At 34.0% G+C, this 24,084-nt stretch carries 20 protein-coding genes; 11 read left to right on the top strand and 9 right to left on the bottom strand.

Translation table 11 applies throughout. The features are described from left to right. Nucleotides 1–2 precede the first annotated feature (2 nt). Together trkA and dxs are read right to left on the bottom strand one after the other, a co-directional pair. Entirely contained in the window at nt 3–1,337 is a 1,335-nt protein-coding gene (gene trkA, locus QUE35_RS02130) for a Trk system potassium transporter TrkA (RefSeq protein WP_022389951.1), read from the bottom strand. Nucleotides 1,338–1,389: 52 nt separating this feature from the next. Then, nucleotides 1,390–3,285 (bottom strand): 1-deoxy-D-xylulose-5-phosphate synthase, encoded by a 1,896-nt coding sequence (gene dxs / locus QUE35_RS02125; protein ID WP_022602694.1) that lies wholly within the window; start codon nt 3,283–3,285, stop codon nt 1,390–1,392. 503 nt (nt 3,286–3,788) lie between these two features. On the opposite strand from dxs, the gene QUE35_RS02120 reads away from it, so the two are divergent. Then, on the top strand, nt 3,789–4,388 hold the full coding sequence (locus tag QUE35_RS02120) for a recombinase family protein (RefSeq protein WP_009317027.1): 600 nt from the start codon (nt 3,789–3,791) through the stop codon (nt 4,386–4,388). A gap of 30 nt (nt 4,389–4,418) precedes the next feature. On the opposite strand, the gene QUE35_RS02115 is transcribed toward QUE35_RS02120, so the two are convergent. Then, nucleotides 4,419–6,896, bottom strand: coding sequence for an endonuclease MutS2 (locus QUE35_RS02115; RefSeq protein WP_022389948.1), 2,478 nt, complete (start codon nt 6,894–6,896; stop codon nt 4,419–4,421). A 130-nt stretch (nt 6,897–7,026) separates the two neighbouring features. Between QUE35_RS02115 and QUE35_RS02110 the strand changes: the two genes are divergently transcribed. The 7 genes from QUE35_RS02110 (at nt 7,027) to QUE35_RS02080 (ending at nt 14,054) form a co-directional block, all read left to right on the top strand. Then, nucleotides 7,027–7,389 carry a hypothetical protein gene (locus tag QUE35_RS02110; RefSeq protein ID WP_022602696.1) on the top strand — a complete coding sequence of 121 codons (363 nt, stop codon included), beginning with the start codon at nt 7,027–7,029 and terminating at the stop codon, nt 7,387–7,389. Nucleotides 7,390–7,552: 163 nt separating this feature from the next. Beyond that, entirely contained in the window at nt 7,553–7,885 is a 333-nt protein-coding gene (locus QUE35_RS02105) for a 6-pyruvoyl trahydropterin synthase family protein (protein WP_009317024.1), read from the top strand. Further along, on the top strand, nt 7,872–8,426 hold the full coding sequence (locus QUE35_RS02100) for a 7-carboxy-7-deazaguanine synthase QueE (RefSeq protein WP_009317023.1): 555 nt from the start codon (nt 7,872–7,874) through the stop codon (nt 8,424–8,426). Before QUE35_RS02105 ends, QUE35_RS02100 begins: the two co-directional genes overlap by 14 nt. A 131-nt stretch (nt 8,427–8,557) precedes the next feature. Further along, complete coding sequence (locus QUE35_RS02095; protein ID WP_022602698.1) at nt 8,558–10,258, top strand: glutamine--tRNA ligase/YqeY domain fusion protein; 1,701 nt, start codon at nt 8,558–8,560, stop codon at nt 10,256–10,258. A gap of 79 nt (nt 10,259–10,337) precedes the next feature. Beyond that, nucleotides 10,338–11,741 carry a tetratricopeptide repeat protein gene (locus QUE35_RS02090; protein WP_022389944.1) on the top strand — a complete coding sequence of 468 codons (1,404 nt, stop codon included), beginning with the start codon at nt 10,338–10,340 and terminating at the stop codon, nt 11,739–11,741. 12 nt (nt 11,742–11,753) lie between these two features. After that, nucleotides 11,754–12,662, top strand: coding sequence for a DUF368 domain-containing protein (locus QUE35_RS02085; protein WP_009317020.1), 909 nt, complete (start codon nt 11,754–11,756; stop codon nt 12,660–12,662). A gap of 186 nt (nt 12,663–12,848) precedes the next feature. Beyond that, nucleotides 12,849–14,054, top strand: a complete 1,206-nt coding sequence (locus QUE35_RS02080) for a class I SAM-dependent methyltransferase (protein WP_022602699.1) — start codon at nt 12,849–12,851, stop codon at nt 14,052–14,054. Here QUE35_RS02080 and smpB read toward each other — a convergent pair. Together smpB and QUE35_RS02070 are read right to left on the bottom strand one after the other, a co-directional pair. Continuing rightward, nucleotides 14,044–14,496, bottom strand: a complete 453-nt coding sequence (gene smpB / locus QUE35_RS02075; RefSeq protein WP_009317018.1) for an SsrA-binding protein — start codon at nt 14,494–14,496, stop codon at nt 14,044–14,046. The genes QUE35_RS02080 and smpB overlap by 11 nt on opposite strands. A 12-nt stretch (nt 14,497–14,508) precedes the next feature. Continuing rightward, complete coding sequence (locus QUE35_RS02070) at nt 14,509–15,072, bottom strand: YIP1 family protein (RefSeq protein ID WP_022602701.1); 564 nt, start codon at nt 15,070–15,072, stop codon at nt 14,509–14,511. Between the two features lie 201 nt (nt 15,073–15,273). On the opposite strand from QUE35_RS02070, the gene QUE35_RS02065 reads away from it, so the two are divergent. Next, complete coding sequence (locus QUE35_RS02065) at nt 15,274–16,473, top strand: pyridoxal phosphate-dependent aminotransferase (RefSeq protein WP_009317016.1); 1,200 nt, start codon at nt 15,274–15,276, stop codon at nt 16,471–16,473. Beyond that, nucleotides 16,470–17,714 carry an ABC transporter permease gene (locus QUE35_RS02060; RefSeq protein WP_009317015.1) on the top strand — a complete coding sequence of 415 codons (1,245 nt, stop codon included), beginning with the start codon at nt 16,470–16,472 and terminating at the stop codon, nt 17,712–17,714. The genes QUE35_RS02065 and QUE35_RS02060 overlap by 4 nt, the downstream gene beginning before the upstream one ends. A gap of 46 nt (nt 17,715–17,760) precedes the next feature. Here QUE35_RS02060 and QUE35_RS02055 read toward each other — a convergent pair whose 3' ends face one another. The 4 genes from QUE35_RS02055 to QUE35_RS02040 all read right to left on the bottom strand — a co-directional run bounded on the left by QUE35_RS02055 (nt 17,761) and on the right by QUE35_RS02040 (nt 22,570). Next, complete coding sequence (locus tag QUE35_RS02055) at nt 17,761–18,885, bottom strand: TlpA disulfide reductase family protein (RefSeq protein WP_022602703.1); 1,125 nt, start codon at nt 18,883–18,885, stop codon at nt 17,761–17,763. A gap of 102 nt (nt 18,886–18,987) precedes the next feature. Continuing rightward, a complete protein-coding gene (locus QUE35_RS02050) occupies nt 18,988–20,871 on the bottom strand; it encodes a TonB-dependent receptor plug domain-containing protein (RefSeq protein ID WP_022602706.1) in 1,884 nt (627 codons plus the stop codon). Between the two features lie 73 nt (nt 20,872–20,944). Continuing rightward, a complete protein-coding gene (nikR, locus tag QUE35_RS02045) occupies nt 20,945–21,346 on the bottom strand; it encodes a nickel-responsive transcriptional regulator NikR (RefSeq protein WP_009317012.1) in 402 nt (133 codons plus the stop codon). A 729-nt stretch (nt 21,347–22,075) separates the two neighbouring features. Further along, nucleotides 22,076–22,570, bottom strand: a complete 495-nt coding sequence (locus QUE35_RS02040) for a metallophosphoesterase family protein (RefSeq protein ID WP_122329703.1) — start codon at nt 22,568–22,570, stop codon at nt 22,076–22,078. Between the two features lie 191 nt (nt 22,571–22,761). Here QUE35_RS02040 and QUE35_RS02035 point away from each other — a divergent pair, with 191 nt between their 5' ends. Further along, entirely contained in the window at nt 22,762–24,084 is a 1,323-nt protein-coding gene (locus tag QUE35_RS02035; RefSeq protein WP_022602712.1) for a PhoH family protein, read from the top strand.

Raw genomic sequence — 24,084 nt, 5'->3', positions numbered from 1 at the left:
TATTAATTGAAAAGCTTTTCTATTTTACGGATAGCTGTATCCAGACAAAATACGACAACATGATCATTTGCCTGAATTTGTGTATTTCCATTCACAATAATACCCTTTCCATCCCTGATCAATCCTCCCAATGTGAGATCTTTGGGTAATGTAAGATCTTTGACTGGTGCTTTTGTTATTTTTGACCCTTCTTTCGCAACTAATTCGGCGACTTCAGCATCAGCCAAAGCCAAACATTTCACGTTCGAAGAATCCGAATCAAGTAATAGCTGAAAAATCCTACTGGCGGCAATCAATTTTTTATTTATAATTGAACCGATATTCAATCCCTCTGCGGTAGAAATAAACGGAATGTTTTCTACTTCTGCTATGGTTTTTGCTACACCCAGCCTTTTAGCTGTTAAACAAGCCAAAATATTCGTTTCAGAGCTATCTGTAAGAGCAATAAAAGCATCGGTGTCTCTTATGCCTTCTTCTTTCAACAAATCAATATCTCTTGCATCTCCGTGAATAATAACGGTATCATGCATTTTTTCTACTAATTTGAAACTTTTTTCCCGATCACATTCAATTAATTTCATTTTTATGTATTCTGGAGCAATATGGATAAGTCGTATTGCAATACGGCTGCCACCCATAATCATTACCTTTCGTACATCTACTTCAGTTTTTCCTGTCAGTTCACGAATATCCTGAATATGATCTGGAGTTGTAGTAAAATAAACAATGTCATTAAGTTGCAACTCATCATTACCACGTGGAATAATAGTTTCTTCATTCCTTTTTATGGCAGCGATATGGTAGTAATTGTTCTGTCGGGTAAGATCGCATAATTTGTGATTGAGTATTTGTGCTTTCTCTCGTAATTTAACACCTATCAAAATAAGTTCTCCGTTGCATAATTCAAACCAATTTCTTACCCATGTTCTTTTCAACGCCGTGACAATTTCCTCTGCTGCCAGCATTTCGGGATATATGAGTTCATCGACTCCTAACTCCCGAAAAAAAGCTCTATTTTCAGGTAACAGGTATTCGTAATTATCAATACGGGCAACCGTTTTTTTTGCTCCTAATTTAGTAGCCAATGTACATGCCGTAATATTTCGAGATTCGAATGGCATAACGGCAATAAATAAATCTGCGTTGTTAACCCCAGCCTTTTTTAAAACCTTGAATGAAGTAGGAGACCCGGCAACGGTCATCAAATTATAATTAGAATCGATCCATTGTAGTTTTTCTATATCTGCATCAATCAAAATGATATCTTGTTCTTCCTTAGAAAGCAACTTTGCTAAATGAGTACCGACTTCACCTGCACCCGCAATTATTATTTTCATAGAGGATATTAAGTCTTTAAAAGTATATTTTAATTTTACGATTCTTGATTTCTTACCATACAGATGTCAAAAGAGAAACGATATTATCTTCATCCATACCGCATAATTTATAGAGTTCAGGAATAGTTCCATGCTCAATAAACTGATCGGGAATACCTATTCGTTTTATTCTGGGAACATACCCGTTATCAGCCATAAATTCAATAACAGCCATACCCAGTCCGCCTTTTATACTTCCATCTTCTACCGTAACAATCCGTGAATATTTCTTTCCGATCTCATGTAATAATTCTTCATCTATCGGTTTTAAAAATATCATGTCGTAATGGGCTACAGAAACACCCTGTTGTCTTGCCCTTATTATGGCCTTCTGCGCCGATACTCCTATAGGACCTATACTGATGAGAGCAATATCCTCTCCATCAGAAAGTTTCCGGCCTTTCCCTATTTCCAGTATCATTGGTGTACAGTGCCAATTTACGAGAGATCCCCGCCCTCGAGGATAACGGATAGCAAAAACTCCTGTTTCTTTAGCCTGAGCCGTGTACATTAAATGTCTAAGGTAATGCTCATTCATAGGAGATGCAATAGTCATATTAGGAATACATCTTAAATAAGACAAATCAAAAGCTCCGTGATGTGTCACACCATCTTCACCTACAAGTCCGGCTCTGTCAAGACAAAAAACTACATGAAGATTTTGGATAGCAACATCATGTATTATTTCGTCAAAAGCACGTTGCATAAAAGTAGAATAGATGTTACAAAAAGGGATCAAACCTTCCTTAGCCAATCCTCCGGAGAAAGTAACGGCATGTTCTTCAGCTATACCCACATCAAAAGTGCGATCAGGAAATTCTGACATCATATAGGTCATTGAACACCCTGTAGGCATAGCAGGGGTAATACCGACAATTTTTTTATTCTCTCTTGCTAATTCTACCAATGTACGTCCGAAGACTTCTTGAAAGAGAGGAGGCAGATTATTATCTTTAACAATAAATCTTTCACCCGTTATTTTATTAAATTTGCCCGGAGCGTGCCATACCGTCGCAGCTTTTTCTGCAGGAGCATATCCTTTCCCTTTAATGGTTTTCAGATGCAATAGTTTAGGTCCTGACATTTCTTTTATATCATTCAGTACACGAATGATATAATTTACGTCGTGCCCATCAATCGGTCCGAAATAACGGATATTCAACCCTTCAAAAATATTTTGGTGTTTACTGATCAAAGCCTTGATACTGTTATTGAAACGTAAAATCGCGCCCCGATGTTCTGCCGAAATAAGTTTGAGTCTCACCAATGTGCGATATATATCATACCGTAGCTTATTATAACTTGGGGAAGTTGTTATATTTACCAAATATTGATTTAATGCACCAACGTTATGATCTATTGCCATATCATTATCGTTCAATATAATCAATAAATTATTCGGATTAATAGATGCATTATTCAATCCTTCAAAAGCTAATCCTCCGGATATTGCTGCATCTCCGATAACAGCAATGACTTTTCTATCATTTTCACCTTTTAAATTAGCCGCAACAGACATTCCTAAAGCTGCTGATATTGAATTAGACGCATGTCCAGCCGTAAAAGTATCATACTTGCTTTCAAAAGGAGAAGGGAATCCGCTTAGTCCCTTAAACTTTCTATTGGTAAAAAATTTGTCTCTACGTTCGGTAAGAATCTTATGGCTATATGCCTGATGACCGACATCCCACACAATTCGATCATAAGGAGTCTTAAATACATAATGCAATGCAACGGTAAGTTCTACAGTGCCTAAACTCGAAGCGAAATGTCCCGGATTACAAGATAGTTCGTCTATAAGAAATTGTCTTAATTCTGTACAGATCTGCGGTAGTTGCTCAGGAGAAAGTTTCCGTAAATCATCCGGATTATATATTGTCGAGAGTAATTGCTCTTTTATGATCGCCATATTTAAATAAACTTTTGCAGTTGCAAATGTAGCTTTTTATTAGATGAAACGATAATATTTCTTAGGGATTCTTATGTCCTGTTTTTGCAATTATTTTCGATTGCGTTTATATATAGGAACAAAAATAATGATTCCTGAAGCGATAATGACTAAAAAAACTCGTAAATTGACTTCTCCGTATCCCTTGATTAATAAATAGCAAAGGTATATCCATAATAAAACAATACAAGCTATTCTAAATGGTGTGAACTTGCGCATAAATCAGATTTTATTTCTCTTGTTTATACAAACATACAGAAAGTTTTTATTCTGGCAAAAAGTATTCATGTGTGAAAAATCTTATAATATTAAGCACTTTCTTATGTTTTCATCAAATAAATACTATTTTTGTAAAATGTGACCGACAAATTGTCGGTCTTTATTCTACAGATAGAACATATTATCTCTAAATCACACATGTTTATAGCTTATTTTAAAGTGCGTATAGTGAAAAGTATAGAAAAATGGTAGTGGCATATTTACGAGTTAGTACCGGAAAACAACATCTGAAAAATCAATGCGAAGAAATTAAGAAATACGCCATAAAAAAGAATTTGTCGGTAGACAAATGGTACACAGAGGTCGCCAGTGGGAAAAAAAAGGGTAGTGATCGAAAATTAGGGACCTTATTAAGACGATTAACCAAAGGAGATATTCTGATCGTCACAGAGTTATCCCGGCTAAGCCGGACTCTGCTGGAGATCATGTCTATCTTAAATCAATGTATTCGCAAAGAAGTTGTTGTTTATAGTGTAAAAGATGGTTATGCTTTTGATAACAATATCAATAGCAAAGTGTTGGGTTTTGCATTTGGCCTTGTTGCAGAAATAGAGCATAATTTGATTTCTGCTCGAACGAGAGAAGCTTTAGCGTTACGGAAATCAGAAGGTGTTGTGTTAGGACGCAGACAAGGATGCTCTCCCAAGATGAAATTATTGAAACACAAACGGGATGAAATTGTCGATCTGAGAGCTCAAGGGGTATCTGTCAGGAAAATAGCTGAAAAATATGGAGTATCCAGATCTACATTATATGTTTTTGTGAAAGACGAAGGCATTTATTAAATGCCCTAATAAACCGGTTGTCATCTGGATTTATTCCAGATCGACAACTGTTATTCCTGCACCGCCGAATTGTACATGTTCGTCTTGAAAATGTTTCACACCCGGAACAGTTCTAAGATATTGGCGTACAAGTTGGCGTAATATTCCTGTACCTGTACCATGCAAAATCCTGACTTTAGAACATCCGACAAGAATGGCATCATCGATAAAATAGGTAACCGCTTGTATTGCTTCATCACCGCGCAATCCTCGAATATCTATATCTTGCTTAAAATTTAATTTTTTCTCCCGCATATCATCTGCGGTCTGTTCACTGACAAATGTCGCTTTTATATTTTTCTCCCTCTTTATCTGATTTTTACTTATTTTTTCGAGTTGATCGATTTTAACAGTCGATTTCAACATTCCGAATGCGATCACTACATTTTTTCCTTGAATCTCCATTACCTCACCAATAGAAGCTTGACCTTTTACTTTGACCGCATCTCCGACTGCTATCACATTGGAATCGAATGCAATATTCTCACTATTAGTAAATATTTTATTTCTTTTATGCTTTTCTCTTTCTTTTATTTTCTGTATTTTCCGACTGATTTTATCATCTATTATCGCCTCTGTCGTTATAGATTCTTTGAATTTTTCCAGATCTTTCCGAATCTTTTTTGTTTTTTCCTTTTCAGCCTGAGCTTCTTTGATAGAACGTATTGTGTTTTCAATACGTGCATTTGCTTCGGATAAAATATTCTCTGCATTTTTTCTTGCCTCGGCTAATATCTCTTTTCTTTGCTTTTCTATAGCCTTTATATCATTCTCATAATGAGATGTAATTTCTTCTAAGCGCTTCTCTTGTAACCGAACGTTTTGTCTTTTATTTTCCCAGTACCGTTTATCTCGAACTATATCTTGCAAATACTTATCCATATTAATATAATCAGAACCGACTTTAGAGGATGCATCAGCAATTACATCTTCCGGCAACCCGATTTTCCGAGCAATTTCTACAGCAAAAGAACTTCCGGGATTTCCTATTGACAACTTAAATAGCGGTTGCATTAAATGCCGATCATAAAGCATAGCTCCATTTATTATACCTGGAGTATCTTCAGCAAAATGCTTCAAGTTCTGATAATGAGTCGTAATAACACCGAATGAATTTTTCTTATTGAATCGATCTAATAAGGCTTCTGCTATTGCTCCTCCGATTTGAGGTTCTGTACCGCCCCCAAATTCATCAATCAACAATATTGTACGGTCATCACAATTTCGGACAAAAAATTTCATATTTGTCAAATGAGAACTATAAGTACTTAAATCATTCTCTATCGACTGTTCATCTCCAATATCAATAAATATACTATCAAAGATTCCTGTTCGTGAATTTTCATAAACCGGAATCAGAAGTCCGCATTGTAACATATACTGCAGTAATCCCACAGTTTTTAAACAGACTGACTTTCCTCCAGCATTAGGTCCTGAGATCAAGAGAATTTTGTTTTTATGATCTAAAGTTATATCTAATGGAACGACTTGTTTTTGTTGCTTTTGAAGTGACAAAAATAATAAAGGATGTATAGCATGATACCAATCTACCTGCTGACAATCTTCAAATGTAGGCAATAATCCGTTGATTTGAATTGAAAATAATGCCTTCGCCCGAATAAAATCAATATCAGCAAGAAATTCGTAAGAATGGAATATCTCTTCAGTGTAAGGACGTAATTCATTGGCAAAGGAGGTTAAAATGCGAATAATTTCTCTCCGTTCATCACTTTCAAGCTCACGAATGCGATTATTTGCCTCAACCACTTCTGCTGGCTCTATAAATACTGTCTTTCCGCTTGCTGATTCATCATGGACAATACCCTTAATCTTTCTTTTATAGGCAGGAATAACAGGAATAACCAGTCGTCCGTCCCTCATTGTTGGTGTTACATCTTTATCAACTACACCTTCGCTTTGAGCGATCCTCAAAATAGAATTAAGACTTTTAGATATTCCGGATAAAGTTGCCGTTATCTCACGACGAATACGTTGTAGGTCAGGGGAAGCATTATCTTTTATATGTCCGAATTTATCCAATATCTGATCGGTTTTTATGATAATTTGCGGGAAAACCGTTACATCTCCCGCCAATTTCTGAAGATATGGATAAGGTGTATTTTCTTCAGTCTCTTTGTTCAGAAAGAAATAAACAATCCCCTTTATAGTCTCAAGTGATCGACGTAAATCGAATAACTCAGATTCATCCAAAAAAGTTCCTTCCACCCGTATTCTTTTAAGTGCCGGACGTACATCAAAAAAATAATTTGCAGGAAATTCGTCTTCTTCTTGGAGAATATGAACAAACTCTTCAGTTTCGTGAAGTTTTCTGGCAATAGTATCATAATCACTTATAAATACCATTTTTTTTGCACGATCTATACCGAGCGTACTTAAGCATTTATTTTCTATATGTTGGCGGATCTTGTCGAATCCTATTTTTTGCTCAAAATTATGTGGATATATCACTTGAAAAATTCATTAAAATTAGTAGCCCTGCAAAGATATAAAATATGCTCGGGATTATAAAATGAGTAATTATTGAACAAAAAGCGTGTTGGACTGTATTATAATAAATATGAAATAAAAATCGATAATTATGGAAGTTGTAAATGACGCATTCAGCACAGCACGACAATTATTAAAATCTACAGTTCCTCCCTGCACTGAAACAATGGATAATCCTGAGTACTATGAAGTTCGGTCAATAAATCCGGAACGGTCTGAAGATATATTGTTCGGTTATGTAATCAAACACACAGACAGTATAACCATAGGATTTAACGATAAATTGGGGGAAAATAATATGGAGCAACTTTTTTCAAAATACTTGTTACAAAAAATGAATGAACATAAACGCATTCATATACATGAAATGAATCATCAATTACGTGAAGACTTACAAGAAGCCATCAATCACCTAATGCGTTATTATAATGAAAAAAATTGGAATCTACCGTAATAATGGTTCTGAATCTTTAAGACTAAAAATACAGACTATTTTGATATTTATTTAAGCCCAATATTAAGCTGGGCTTTTTTAATTTTTCAAGGTTTTTATATTTCCGATTTATCTGTTATTTTTGGCACGGATTTTAGAAAAAGAAACTTTGAAAAAGAAAACTATGTATATAGTCAAAAAAACATTAGAAATATCGGCATCTCATCATTTAAATCTGTCTTATGAAAGTAAATGTTCTTCTTTACATGGACATAATTGGATAATTTCGATTTTCTGTCGTGCAGAAACATTGAACCAAGATGGAATGGTTACGGATTTTTCGCTAATCAAAAAACTCATACACGAAAAATTAGACCATAAAAATCTGAATGAAATTTTACCATTTAATCCTACTGCCGAGAATATTGCTCGTTGGGTATGTGATCAAATTCCTTTTTGCTTTCGGGTAGAGGTACAAGAATCTGAAGGAAATATTGCTATTTATGAAAAAGATTAATGAAATATTTTACAGTATTCAAGGAGAAGGATACTATACGGGAGTTCCAGCTATTTTTATTCGTTTTTCCGGATGTAATTTAAATTGTGAATTTTGTGATACGGATCATTCTTTGGGCAAGATCATGTCTGATGAAGAAATTCTCGATATTATACGAAAATTTCCTGCAAAGCATGTTGTTTTAACAGGAGGAGAGCCATCAATGCAATTAGATGACTGTTTCCTATCACTTTTAAAAGCTCAAGGATTTTATTTGCAAATAGAAACAAACGGAACTTTGACCAAAGGATTCGATGCTGTTACACGTTGGTGTGATTGGATCACTTGCAGCCCTAAGAAAGATTGTGTCCGTAAACAAATGGATGAACTAAAAGTTGTTTATTTAAGCCAAGATATGAGCGTTTATAAACAATATTCATGCAAACATAAAATGCTGCAACCTTGTTCTATGCAAAACACAAAAGAAGTTATCGAATTTATCAAAAAAAATCCAGAATGGCGATTGAGCCTACAAACACACAAATATTTACATATTCGATAAAAATATATTTATAGAAAAATCAATAATGGCAGATATTATTACACTTAATTAATTATATTTGCATTTTATAAAAGCCTGTTTAGGATCTTATGCAGGTCAAACACAGCAATATTCAGTAATCTAGTAAGAATATGACACAGATAGAGAATAATGAGGAGGAAAAGAAAAGCCTGAATTTTATTGAAGCTGCAATTGAAGCAGACTTGGCGGCAGGGAAAAATGGGGGACGATTAAATACTCGTTTTCCACCGGAGCCTAACGGCTATTTGCATATAGGTCATGCAAAAGCCATTTGTATGGATTTCGGTGTCGCTGAAAAATTTGGGGGAACTTGTAATCTTCGTTTTGATGATACTAACCCCGTTAAAGAAGATGTCGAATATGTAGATTCAATCAAAGAAGATATACATTGGTTAGGATTTGATTGGGGGGATCGACTTTATTACGCATCAGATTATTTTCCGAAATTATGGGATTTGGCACTTCGTCTGATTAAGGAAGGGAAAGCTTATGTCGATGAACAATCTGCCGAAGAAATAGCGAAACAAAAGGGTACCCCTACACAACCGGGGACTCCAAGCCCTTACAGAAACCGTCCTATTGAGGAAAATATAGATTTGTTTGAACGAATGAATAGAGGCGAATTTGAGGAAGGCGCTATGGTATTACGGGCAAAAATAGATATGGCCTCGCCCAATATGCACATGAGAGATCCTATTATGTACAGGATAATTAAACATCCACATCATCGTACGGGAAATACTTGGAATGCATATCCGATGTATGATTTTGCTCATGGTCAATCAGACTATTTCGAAGGTGTGACGCACTCTATCTGTACATTGGAATTTGAGGTTCACAGGCCGTTATACGATTGGTTCGTAGATCAATTGGCCGATGAGACATATCGTCCCAGGCAAATGGAATTCAATCGGCTTAATTTGACATATACCGTAATGAGTAAACGTAAATTATTGCAATTAGTGCAAGAAAAGCTTGTATCAGGATGGGATGATCCCCGAATGCCGACTATTTGTGGTCTACGCCGTCGTGGATATACCCCTCGATCAATACGAAATTTCATCGATAGAATAGGATATACCAAATACGATGGACTGATAAGTGTTTCTTTGCTTGAACATAGTATCCGCGAAGATTTAAATAAAACGGCTAATCGTGTATCTGCTGTTTTAAATCCGGTAAAACTCATCATTACCAATTATCCGGAGAATCAGGTAGAATATATGAAGGCGGAGAATAATCCGGAAGATGAATCTGCAGGTTTTCATGAAATTCCGTTTACTCGTGAATTATATATTGAACGAGACGATTTTATGGAAAATCCTCCGAAAAAATTTTTCCGCATGACACCGGGACAAGAAGTTAGGTTAAAATCAGCCTACATTGTAAAATGCACAGGCTGTAAAAAAGGTGAAAATGGGGAAATTGAAGAGATATATTGTGAATATGATCCATTGACCAAAAGCGGAATGCCCGAAAGCGGACGAAAAGTCAAAGGCACTCTGCATTGGGTTTCTGTAGAATACAGTAAGTCTGCAGAAATAAGACTTTATGATCGCTTATTTTGTGTAGAAAATCCGTCAGAAGAGAAAGAAAAAGATTTCAGAGAATTGCTAAATCCTGAATCTTTAAAAATCTTGAATAATTGCCGGATAGAGCCTTACTTATTTGAAAATGCAAAACCAGGAGACAGATTTCAATTTCAACGTACAGGATATTTTTGTGTGGACAAAGATTCTAAACCGGATAAACTGGTTTTTAACCGTACTGTATCGTTAAAAGATAGTTGGGAAAAAATAAAAGGAAAGTAATATAAAAATAATAAATACTGAGGCTGTTGAATTTCTTTTATCAGAGAAATTCAACAGCCTGATTTTTAAAAACAAATACATGTCTGAAGATAAACGTCCTGAGTTATTGATCCGATATGAACAGATGATAAAAGATCATGCGAACTACTATTTTGATGCAGATGATCTGGAAGAGATAGCATATCAGTATGAAATACGAGATCTTTATCAAAAAGCATTGGAAGTAATAGAGCGTGGTTTGTCCATGCATCCAGGAAGCATGAGTTTAGGAATTAAAAGAGCCAAATATCTTTTATGTCTTGATTGCGTAGAGGAAGCTGAAAAACAAATTTATTCTATACCTCACGACTCGGTAGATGCTGTTTTGATTTGTGCAGAATTGAGTTTTATTCAAGCAAATGGAGAACAAGCTATTTCATTGTTGAGCAGCTTGTTGTCCTCAGATGAAATGTCTGTCGATCTTTGCTTTGACATTATAGATATGTATTTAGATTTCGGATATATAGATGAACTGAAAGATTTTATTTTTGCGGCAGATAAAGTATTGGCAAATGGAAGTGAAGTGTTAAGAGAACTAGCTCTCATTTACGAAGATCGTCAAGAATATGACCTTGCATTATCTGTATATGATATTTTGCTTGATAGAGATCCTTATTCTTATGTCGATTGGTTTAACACGGCCAAAATACATGCCTTAAAAAAAGACTATGACAAAGCTGTTGATGCTTGTGATTTTGCCCTAACGGCCAAAGAAGGGGATGAAACCATTCTTTCCTTTAAAGGATATTGTCTATATGACAATGAAAATTACGCTCAGGCAATAGAAGTATTTAAAGAGTTATTAGATGTAATTGAAGACAAGTCTATGATTTATGAATTAATTGCAGAATGTTTTACTAAACTAGAAAAAAATGAAGATGCTATCCGATATTTGGATAAAGCATTATCATATACTCCTGATAATGCTAATTTATATTATCAACAGGCATCTAATTACTATGATTTAGGTGATATTTCTAACGCAATTCAACGCTTACGAAAAAGTATTGAACTAGAGCCTAAAGATGCTGATGCATTAGCTTTTCTCGGAGAAATATATGTCGAAATAAAAGAGTTTACAGAAGGTAAAAAATTTTTAGAACAATCTGCAAAATTGAATCCAGAAAATCAAGATGTACTTGTTCTTTTAGGAGATTTAGCCTCTCAAAATTCTGATTATAATACAGCAATATCGTATTATGAACAGGCTTTATCTACTGATATTTATAATGTAAAATTAACTTTTAAGCTGATTCTTGCTCATTTTAATTCAGGTGATCAAGAAAAGGCTGTAAATATGATCGGACAATTAGATGAAACAACATTACAAATCGATAACGTTGAAGATATATCTGAAGAAAACCGTAAAGAACTAGAACAAACTAAGGAAATAATCGATAAATTAAAAAAGATTCTAAAAGAAGGTTTAAACGAAGACTTATAACTTATAACAAAAATGAAAAGAAATATTAAAGATTATACGATACTGACTTTAAAAGGAATGGGAATGGGTGCTGCAGATGTCGTACCCGGAGTATCAGGGGGAACTATTGCTTTTATTGTGGGGATATACGAAGAATTGATTAATTCCATAAAAAGCGTTGATCTTAAAACTTTAAAACTTCTTTTTACATTTAAATTGAAAAGCTTTTGGAATAATATTAATGGAAACTTTTTACTTTCTGTAATATTAGGCATTCTCATAAGTGTTTTCTCTTTGGCTAAACTTATAACTTTTCTGTTAGATGACTATCCGGTATTAGTATGGGCTTTCTTTTTCGGTTTAGTTATTGCATCGACATATTTTGTTTCCAAAAGAATTCAAGTTTGGGATTGGAAACGTTGGTTCTCTTTTATTATAGGAGTAGGGATCGCGTACTATATAACAATCGCAACTCCATCTCAAACACCAGAAAATCTGTCATTCATATTTTTATGTGGAGCTATTGCTATATGTGCAATGATATTGCCCGGAATCTCGGGTAGTTTTATTCTATTATTATTAGGTAAATATGAGTTTATCATGAATGCCGTAAAATCATTAGATATTACAATTATCATTGTCTTTGCCTGTGGTGCAGCCATAGGATTAGTACTGTTTTCCAATGTTTTATCTTATTTGTTACGTAAATTTCATGATATAACAATTGCCACTTTGACAGGTTTTATGCTGGGATCGTTAAATAAAGTCTGGCCGTGGAAAAAGACATTAGAAACATTTGTAGATAGTCATGGCGCTATTAAACCTTTAGTCGAACAAAATATTTTACCGAATGTATATGTCTGGCAGGCAATAATTCTTATGATTGCAGGTTTTTTACTCGTTTATATTATCGAAAGAATGTCAGGAAGCACAAACTCTTAAATATAGATTTAAACGATCTAATAGTTTTTTTTATTTACCTAATAACTTTGGAATAATTCTTCAAGATCGTACAGAGGTAAAGTTAGCTTTTCTATTTAACATAATACAAATTATATAACAATAGAAGATTTGTATCTAAAGCAATAAAAACGTATCTTTGATAAAAAATTTGTTGCTTAAAAATACATGGATATTGTAAATAATTTATTTGACTTTATAGAAAAGTACTCACAAGAAAATCCGATGAAGCTTCGATTAAAGAGATTTGAAAATCTGAATTTTAATCTCTCTTTTGCTATTGATCAAATAGAATCCAGACAAAAAATTAAAAGTAAATTACCTCTTTGGAATCAAAACAAGAAGTTATTATTTCCATCTGTTTTATCTGCCGAACAAGCATCATCTGAAATTACTGCCCAATATAAACAGTGTATTATAGGATCAAAATATAAATCAATATGTGATTTGACTGGCGGATTAGGTATAGATTCCTATTATTTTGCTGATTCAGCAGAAACAGTTACTTATATAGAACGTTATCCATTATATTGTGATGTGGCCAAATATAACTTCAATGTATTGCAAAAAAACAATATCCGAGTAATTTGTTCAGATAGTCTAAAATTTGTTTTCGAGTGCAATGTGAAATTTGATGCGTTTTATATCGATCCGGCTAGACGTAATTCGGAAAACAAACGATTATATGATTTGCGAGACTGTGAACCTGACATAATAGAATTGCAGAGCATATTATTGAAAAAAGCTCCAGTAATTTTATTGAAGGCATCTCCTATGATTGATATTAGTCGAGCTATACAAGATTTGAAATTTGTTAAGGAGGTACATGTTATCTCTGTAAAAAATGAATGTAAAGAACTATTTTTTATCATTAACAACCATTTCTCAGAAGATGAGATCTCTATTAATTGTGTCAACTTGAGTCCTGTACAACAACCGGAAAATTACATTTTCACATTAGAAAATGAGAAAAATCTTCCTTTATTACAATCTGTAACTTCGATTCAGTCTTACTTATATGAACCTAATTCTTCTATTTTGAAAGCTGGGGCATTCAAATCGGTAGCTATTTCTTTTTCTATATCTAAAATACATAAAAACAGCCACTTATATACATCTAATAAGCTTATAACTGACTTCCCCGGTCGTATTTTTACTGTAAAGGAAGTTATACCTTTTTCGGGCAAAGTCTTAAAGAAACTTTCCATGCAATATCCTTCAGCTAACATTACAGTCCGAAATTTCCCAATAACAACAGAAGAATTACGAAAAAAGTCAAAAATAAAAGACGGAGGAAACGTCTATATATTCGCTACAACGTTATATCCAGACAAAAAGATTTTTATTATTTGTGAGAAAATTATTAACGCTTAAATGCCCGATCCATTTGGCGTTTATCTTCCCTTTCCTTTATCGACTCTCGCTTATCATATACTTTTTTACCTTTCGCAACAGCAACAATGATTTTTGCCAGACCTTTATCACTAATGTATATTTTCGTAGGAATTACAGAAAAACCGGACTCCTTAGATAGACGTTGTATCTTTTGCAATTCTTTTTTTGTCAATAATAACTTTCTGTCTCTTCTCGCTTGATGATTGTTATAGGTTCCGTAAAAATATTCTGCAATATACATATTCTTAACCCATAACTCTCCGTTATTGAAAAAACAAAACGTATCTACCAAACTGGCTTTTCCAAGACGAATCGATTTTATTTCTGTTCCGGTAAGAACTATTCCTGCTTGATATGTATCGAGCAGCTCATAATCAAAAGATGCTCTTTTATTTTTTATATTGACCTGTGGTAACTTCATATTTTTACACATTTAATTTCCTAATCCCGGCATTAAAATGAACATAAAACGTTCAATGATATCCGGAGAAAATATAAGAATCAATGATGATAAAACGACAAATATCAGACGCTTATTTTCATTGATATCCATATAGTATTTAGATCCCTCCCATATAACATAGATGATGTATAAAGGAGCAAATCGTAAAAAAGAAAACATTCCCATAAATAAATTGAGAAAAATCGTTATCAACATATATACACTTAAAGTGTAACCGACAAATAACTGTACTTGTTTGGGATTCTTTTCTCTATCAAAAAATTTTTGTAGCAATTCATCTATTAAAAAAGATGCAATATAAAATCCTACAAAAAATTTGACAAAATCAATTGTCATCAGTTTTAATGCTTTCTCCAATGTAAACTGATCGTTGAACAAATTCACAAAAACTGAAAGAGCCGTTATTCCCATAATCGGATACAAATATCCGTTTAAAAACGTTGCCTGACTTTCTTCTTTTGAAGATATGCTCTGCCATGCCTTACCAGGGGCAGCAACCAAAGCGAACAAACTGGATACGATATTCTTAAACATTATTCTTCCTCTTCGTTAAGTAGACACAAAAATAATAATAATGCCAATACTTATTGCTGAATTGTTTGAAAGATTTATTGTGAAACGTCAATTTGCCGCATTATCCTTCGCTTTTGTTTGCTTAATAACACAAAGAATAATAAATTTGTAGCGAGAATAAAACGATAAGTTATAGAATATACGAGATTATACTACTAAAGTATGCCGAAAATATCTAATCGCGGTGAAATAATGCCCGCTTCCCCAATTCGAAAATTAGTCCCGTTAGCAAATAAAGCTAAACAAAAAGGAATAAAAGTATATCACTTGAACATAGGACAACCGGATTTACCGACTCCGGAAATAGGACTGGATGCTGCCCGGCATTTAGATCGCAAAATTTTAGAATATAGCCCAAGCGAAGGAATTCTAAGTTTTCGTGAGAAACTTGTCGAATACTACGCCAAATTTAATATTCAGGTAAATGCTGATGATATTATCATTACTACGGGAGGTTCAGAAGCAGTCTTGTTTTCTTTTTTAGCATGCCTTGATCCGGGAGATGAAATAATCGTTCCCGAACCCGCATATGCAAATTATATGGCGTTTGCAATTTCAGCAGGGGCAACAATTAAGACACTCCCCTCTTCTATCAATGAAGGTTTTGCATTACCTGCAATAGATAAATTTGAAGCCTTGATTACAGAACGAACCCGTGGAATACTGATTTGCAATCCTAATAATCCGACAGGTTACCTATATACCCAAAAAGAGATGAACCAAATAAGGGATTTGGTAAAAAAATATGATTTGTTTCTCTTTTCTGACGAAGTATATAGAGAGTTTTGTTATACCGGAGCTCCTTACATTTCGGCTTTTCATTTAAAAGGAATAGAAGATCATGTTGTATTAATTGACTCTGTATCAAAACGATATAGTGAATGTGGAATTCGTATTGGAGCTTTGATAACAAAACATAAAGAGTTGAAAAAAAATGTGATGAAATTTTGTCAGGCACGTTTAAGTCCGCCTCTTATCGGACAATTAATTGCCGAAGCATCTCTCGGTGCACCATCAGACTATTTGCTGGATACATATAATGAATATGTAGAACGTCGTAAATTCCTCATAGACGGAATTAATCGTATTCCCGGTTGTTATTCACCGATTCCCATGGGTGCATTTTACACAATGGCAAAGCTACCGGTTGATGATGCGGATAAATTTTGTGCTTGGTGTCTTGAACATTTCGAGTATGAAGGGCAAACCGTATTTATGGCTCCCGGATCTGGATTTTATACGACTCCGGGATTAGGTAAAAATGAGGTCCGGTTAGCATATGTCCTAAAAAAAGAAGATTTAGCGAATGCTTTGATTGTATTAAGTAAAGCATTGGAATCTTATCCCGGTAGAACTATATGAACTTAGAGCTATTTATAGCAAAAAAAATACATTTCAATAAAGACGGAAGAAAAAAAGTTTCTCCTCCAGCTATTCGTATCGCAACCTTAGGAGTAGCTTTAGGATTAGCTATAATGATTATATCCGTAGCTATTGTTGTCGGATTTAAGCATGAGGTCAGCGGTAAAGTAATAGGGTTCAGTTCACATATCCAAATCAGCGGTTTCTCAAACAATTCATCTTTTGAAACATTGCCTATCGGAGTTTCCGATAGTTTACAAGCCGCATTAAAACAAAATCCTGAAATTTTATACATTGAAAATTTCGCAACTAAGCCGGGTATATTGAAGACCGATAATGAATTTTTAGGAATAGCTCTTAAGGGTGTAGATAAAAATTATGATTGGTCTTTTTTTGAAAAGAATCTTTTGGCAGGTGTTCCTCCTCACCTCTCCGATTCGGCTATTTCAAATGAAATATTAATATCTCATTATATTGCAAACAAACTACATTTAGAAGCCGGAGATCAAATACTTTGTTATTTTATAGATGACAATATCAGAGCTAGAAAATTTGAGATTACAGGAATATATCAGACCAATTTTACCGAATACGATAAGCTCTTTATTATCGGAGATGTTCGTCATGTTCAAAAACTTAATAGATGGGGAACTGATCAATTTAGTGGTATTGAAGTGAAATTACGAGATTTTTCAAAATTGGACGAAGTAACAGAAAATCTCTATTTCGATTTAATGAATTGTACAGACCGATATGGAGAACATTATTTTGTTCGTTCTGTCCGAGAATTGAATCCACAGTTATTTAATTGGCTGGATTTGTTGGATATGAATGTATGGGTAATTCTTATTTTGATGGCCGTTGTTGCCGGTTTTACGATGATTTCGGGCTTATTAATTATTATTTTGGAACGGACCAACATGATTGGCATATTAAAAGCCTTAGGGGCAACCAACTACTCTATTCGCAAAATCTTTATTTATATTTCGATCTTCTTAGTCGGAAAAGGTATGATATGGGGTAATATAATAGGAATACTATTATGCCTGCTACAAGCCCATTTTAAACTTATCAAATTAGATCCTGATGTGTATTATATTCCGGCAGTTCCTATCGAATTGAATTTCGGGTATATACTCATCTTGAATATCAGTTGTCTGGTGATTTCTTTATTAATGCTTATCGGACCTTCTTATTTGGTCTCTCTCATACGACCAGCAAAATCGATTAAATTCGAATAAGATAATCTGCTTGAATTTGCTTAAAGAATTATTTGTGAGGCTTTTGTCAATCAAATAATTCTTTCAATTTCTCTTTTAAGCAATTAGTATCTGTTTCTTTTGCTGCAATACTTCCATCTGGGTTTAATAGGAGGATATAAGGTATTTTATTAATTTCATAAGCTTTGACGGCATCACTCTCCCATCCTTTAAAATCCGATAAATGTGGACAAGTTAAATTATATCGTTCTATATTTTCTATCCAAGATAAAGAATCCGTATCTAAAGATACACTAATAATGTCAATACCCTTGTATTTATATTTTTTGTGTATCTCTATTAGATTTTTCATTTCTATTCGGCTTGAAGGAGATATAGATGCCCAAAAACCTACAATCAAAAATTTTCCTCGTCCAGCATATTCAGATAAAGATTTTCTTCTTCCTTGAATATCCTGAGAATCAAAATTTTTGAACATTTTCCCTACAGATATATTATTCAATCGTCTGATTCTTTCGGAAATAAGTCTTATATCCGGTTGATTTTTAAATGTAGATCCGGCTTTTTGCAAAATAATTTCAATATCCTTGTCCGCTAATCTATTTCGATTTAAATTAAAAATATAAGCACCTAATATATTATTCAGATTCTGTCCTATAACCTTCTTAATAAACTCCAGATTTGCTTTTTCCTCAGAATTATACTCTTCGTATATTTGCTTCTCGGTCTCTTTATTTATCGTACTGTCAGCTATCATCTTTTTATATCGAGCTTCTATACGAGTAAGCTGCTTTTCATACTTATCCATAGACTTTTGAAATGAAAAAAGAGAATCATTCAATACCGTTCCTGTTGCTTTAGAATCTGATTTTGTAATTTGAACATTTATTGTTCCGTTTTCTAATATAAACGTTACTGGTACATATTCCGGTAACAAGTGATCTTCCCTAAAACGTAAATAACAAACTGTCGGAACATCTTGAACGCCCTTTAAACAGAACTTATTCACCTCGACTAAGGTACTATCTATATTCGTAAGCTCATCTCCGTCCACTTTAGAAAGATATATAGTCTTTCCATTAAATCGAGAATTATAAACTTCACCGTTCAATTCATAAGAGCTCGGAATATTACTACTGCATCCACATAAAATAAGACCAATGCCAATTATAGATAATATAATTCTGTACATTATTCAGAGATTCATTTAAACGTACAAAAATAATCAATTAATTAAAAATGGCATGATAATAATTTCTTATCATGCCATCGATATTGAGTTCCGGTAAAAAATTTAAAATTTAAAATCAAATCCTCCCATTGCTATAGCACCCGGCATCGGATATCCTTCATTAATGGTATATTTCGTATTTGTCAAATTTTCCCCTTTTACAAACAACGTAATATTCTGTTTTTTATTTCCTATTTTATAGGCAATACGTCCATTCAGAAGAGTATAATCTTCGCTCTTCATTAAATTACTGACATATAAACCGAATATCGACTGCATATTTAATGTTATACTTAAATTTTTCCACGTATATAAGCCTTCTAAAAACCATTTATGTTTAGGAGCAGCAACAATTTCCTTATTGGTATGTAAAAAACTATAATTTGTAGAAAAGCGTAAATTTCGTAAAACCTGAATATCTGCGTCCAATTCAATACCCTTATTATAAAACTTTCCGACATTCTCAAGCTGTCCCGACTGTGGATCAACTTGAATCATATTTTTACCATCGATATAAAATGCCGTTACTTCTGCATGTATCCGATTGTTCCAAAAATATTGTCCGATAGACACCTCGTAATTCAACATGCTCTCTGGATTCAAATCCGCATTCGCTTTATTTCCAGGTCCGAATGTAATATAAAGTTCTCGCATATTAGGACTACGAAACCCTTTCGAAAAAGAAGCTTTAATAGAATTTCCCCAAAAAGGTCTCCATGTAAATCCTGCTTGCGGCACCCACTCACTGCCGTATGTACTGTTATGTTCATAACGGACTCCTGCATTTAGAGTGAACTGATTCCAAAATTCTTGTTGCATTATCGCATATCCGGCCAATTCATGTACACTTTTATCCGTAATAATGTCTTTTCTTTCTCCTGAAAAAAAGGCATTCCACGCATTTCCACCCCAATTCTTATAATCGACCCCTAATGTAAATTGATTATTCGGAATAATAAAAAATGATTCATACGCCTGTACACCGTAATTGAAGTCCGTTGAACGAAACAAATAATCTTTTGCTGCTTCATCGGCTTCATGTCCATCATTGATCTTATGATTTCCCCAACTATAAAAAGCCCTTATTGCTCCGGAATATTTCTGATATTTATTTTCAACTCCCACAGATGCGATTCCACGCCATATATGCATCCAACCGTCTAATAACGGATCGGTATCCTTTCCGGGATTCCTTAAATCGTAATATGCGGCACTAATATCTCCGACAACACTATAATGAGAAGAAATATCATAACCAATTTTTACAAATCCGTTCGTAATATTAAATTTCGAATTATCACGATGTCCGTCCGTACGATCATGATTCAGGGAAATAAAACTATTAAATTTTCCCGACCTCACGCCATTATTGATCATGTATTTCTGAGTATTATAAGAGCCGTACATTGCTCTCGCATGAGTACTGACTCCCTCTTCATGTTGACTTCGGGTGATTATATTCACAACCCCTCCCATCGCATTAGATCCATATAGAAGCGATCCCGGCCCACGTATCACCTCTACTTTATCTACATCAGATGCAACATAAGTGTCAGGAAGACTATGTCCATAAATTCCTGCCCATTGAGGTTGCCCGTCGAATAGCATAAGCACCTTGTTACCACTTCCTACACCTCTTATATTTACTGTTCCAGCAGACCCGGTAGATACCCCGAAGCCGGTAATTCCCCGCTGAGTAACAAATAGTCCGGGTACTCTTTGAGATAAAACCGGAAGTAAAGCAGATTCACTACTGCGCTCAATCTCTTGACGAGTGACTACAGAAATAGACAAAGGTGTATTGTTTTTGTTCACTCTCGTTTTTGTCGCGGTGACAACAACTTCTTGTATATCCAATGTATCCTTTAACGATGATCCTGCATGAACAGAAAAAACGATACAAAATAAAAATACAACTGAATAAATGTGTTGAATAACTTTTCTCATTTTTATCCTTTTTAGTTTTATTACTTAAGTGACACGTTTTTCTATTATCGTGTTACCATAAATTCAAAAAAAATTAATCTGCTCTACTCATCACAAGCTTTCCATGCTTTATGCCTTTTATTGCAATCAGTTTGTCCGAAAGTTCTGTCAACTTATAAGCTTCTCCGGTTACCGTCGCAATATGAAGGCAAAAATTGCTATTGAGGTAATATTGAGAAGATGATAAAATAACCTGCTGATACGCTTGCTGTATTTCCTCAATTTTTACGGAAATATCTTTCTTACTCTGATCATACATGATAATGATTGTTCCGGCTACGACATGATTACATAGCCATTTAGTCTCTGCAATATTTTTTTCAACCAAAAATCTGATTGCCTGAGATCTATTTGTAAAACCGTTATTAACGACAAATAAATCAAGAGACTCTAATAAACTTTCATCCAAAGAAACTCCGAAACGTTTTAATCCCATATCATCCTCCGTTATTTAGGCAAAAATACACTCATTTATTGAATTTAAAACATAAAACAGCTTCATAATAAAAAGTGTTCACATAAATTAGAAAAACTTTTTTACTGTTTTTGTTCCTAAAGTATGCACAGAAACTTAATATATGAATAAACATTTCTTTATTTATTTCATATCGACAGCAACATCCGGAACAAGCGACAACCAACCAAAATTACAGTAATGAATTTCTCGGCTTAGACTTCAAAGAAATTTGTGTTTATTTACAGAGAATTGAGCATGATACGTTTCCTTTGAATTCATTTCAGAATGAATTTTATTGTATATCTTGGAGTTATAATCCTGAAAAATTACAGTTAACCGATCTTATTAGCAATTTAGAAGATATAAAAAAAACAAGCTTTTCACAATTCTCAAGAAATAGAAAATCAAGTAAAAGTCCATGACTTCGTTTTAGACGATATAATTCGGAATATCGATAAAATAATACTGAATATAAAGGAAAACGGCATTGACAAAACATTCGATAAATATAGCAAAGAAATAGACTTTATTCTAAAAACCGGTGAAAATACAATCATACAAAACAATGTAAATATGCAAACCTTTGCTCTATCGTTTATCGATATACAAGAGATCTTGCAAAAAATTTATAATCAAATTTTTCCGGGAATAAAAAAAGAATTTACTTATCGTATAGATTTTATGCGTTTGACATGTACGAAAAATAAATTATTTTTCTCCTAATTCTATCACCTCCAAATCTTTAAACATTTTATTATCAATTGTGAAACGCACCAATGTCCTTTTTTTATGGAAACCATATTTACCGGCAGCTCCCGGATTTATATGTAAAAGCTTTAAAGTTTTATCATATAAAACCTTTAGTATGTGAGAATGTCCGGATATAAATAAATCCGGAGGATTTCTATAAATTTCGGGGATAACTTCTCTGTCATATTTACCGGGATATCCCCCAATATGAGTCATCCATATATCTGCACCTTCTACGGTAAAACGAAGATGTTTCGAATATATAGCCCGTATATCTTGTCCGTCAATATTACCGTAAACCGCACGGAATGGCTTAAATGATTGAAACTTATCGACAATTTCCATAGACCCTATATCTCCGGCATGCCATATCTCATCACATTCCGAAAAATATTTAATATATCTCTCATCCCAATAAGCATGTGTATCAGACAATAATCCTATCCTTTTCATATTTTCCGATATAATTCGGTACAAACATACATAAACTTTTCCTTATTTCACATTTTCTGTTCTAAAAGCAGATTTCACAATAATGTTAAGCTATTTTAATCTAAAAGAGAAGTCTTTTTCTGAATGAATGATTATATTTGAGAAAGACAAAATGTCTTTATTCAAAATATTAACTATTAAAACATGCTATTATGAGTGCCAAAAAAAATTTTGTGTTAGATACGAATGTTATTCTGCACGACTACAAATGCTTGTTTAATTTTCAAGATAATGACATTTTCATTCCCATAGTTGTTTTAGAAGAATTAGACAAATTCAAAAAAGGAAATGACCAAATTAACTTCAATGCTCGGGAATTTGTCCGAGAGCTGGACGAAATTACAGATAACCATTTGTTTACAGAAGGTGCATTATTAGGCCCTGATTTAGGACGATTATCCATTGTTGTCAATAGTACATATCCTGAAAAAGTAAAATCGGTATTTCCGGAAAAGAAACCCGATCATCTTATTTTAGCAGCAACATTAATAGTAAGAGAAAATCATCCTGACAGAAAAACGATTCTGGTAACTAAAGACATAAATTTACGGATGAAAGCCCGAGCTATAGGTATCGAAACTGAAGACTATATAAATGATAAAGTCAAAAATATCGATATTTTCGAATCAGAACATCGGGTATTGGACAATGTCTCTCCAGAAATTATCAATGCCATTTATAAATCTAAAGACGGCATTCCGGCCACAGAAATATCGAATGATCCGTTTAAATCGAACGAATGCTTTGTTTTGGAAAGTGGAACTTCTTCTGTCCTTGCCCGCTATGTCTCCGAAACGGGTAAAGTCCGGAAAGTTATTAAAGAAAAGAATTTCGGCATAGAACCGCGTAATGCAGAACAGACCTTTGCTTTTGATTTGTTAAATGATCCTGAAGTCAAACTCCTTGCTTTAACAGGGAAAGCCGGAACTGGGAAAACACTATTAGCTTTGGCCGGAGCTTTACGACAAAACAAATTGTATAAACAAATTTTATTAGCTCGTCCTATCGTGGCTTTGGCTAATAAAGATTTGGGATACTTACCCGGAGATGAAAAGCAAAAGATAGCCCCTTATATGCAACCTCTATTCGATAATTTAAATGTCATTAAACACCAATTTTCTCTTGAAAGCAGCGATTACAGAATTTTACAAGATATGCAGGAAAAAGGAACATTGGTTATCGAAGCTTTGGCTTATATCCGAGGCCGAAGCCTTTCCGAGACATTTTGTATTATCGACGAAGCTCAAAATTTAACTCCTCATGAAATAAAAACCATTATAACTCGAGCCGGAGAAGGGACAAAAATGGTGTTTACCGGAGATATACAACAGATCGATTCACCTTATTTAGACTCTCAGTCTAACGGATTAGTTTATATGATAGATAAGATGCAAGGACAAGCTTTATTCGGTCATGTAAACTTAATTAAAGGAGAAAGAAGCCGTCTCTCTGAATTGGCTAGTAATTTGCTTTAA

Origin of the sequence: Coprobacter fastidiosus (assembly GCF_030296935.1) — a bacterium.
Classification (GTDB): Bacteria; Bacteroidota; Bacteroidia; order Bacteroidales; family Coprobacteraceae; genus Coprobacter; species Coprobacter fastidiosus.
Note: the sequence above shows the minus strand (reverse complement) of the source record. Positions and strands in the feature narration are given on the sequence as shown.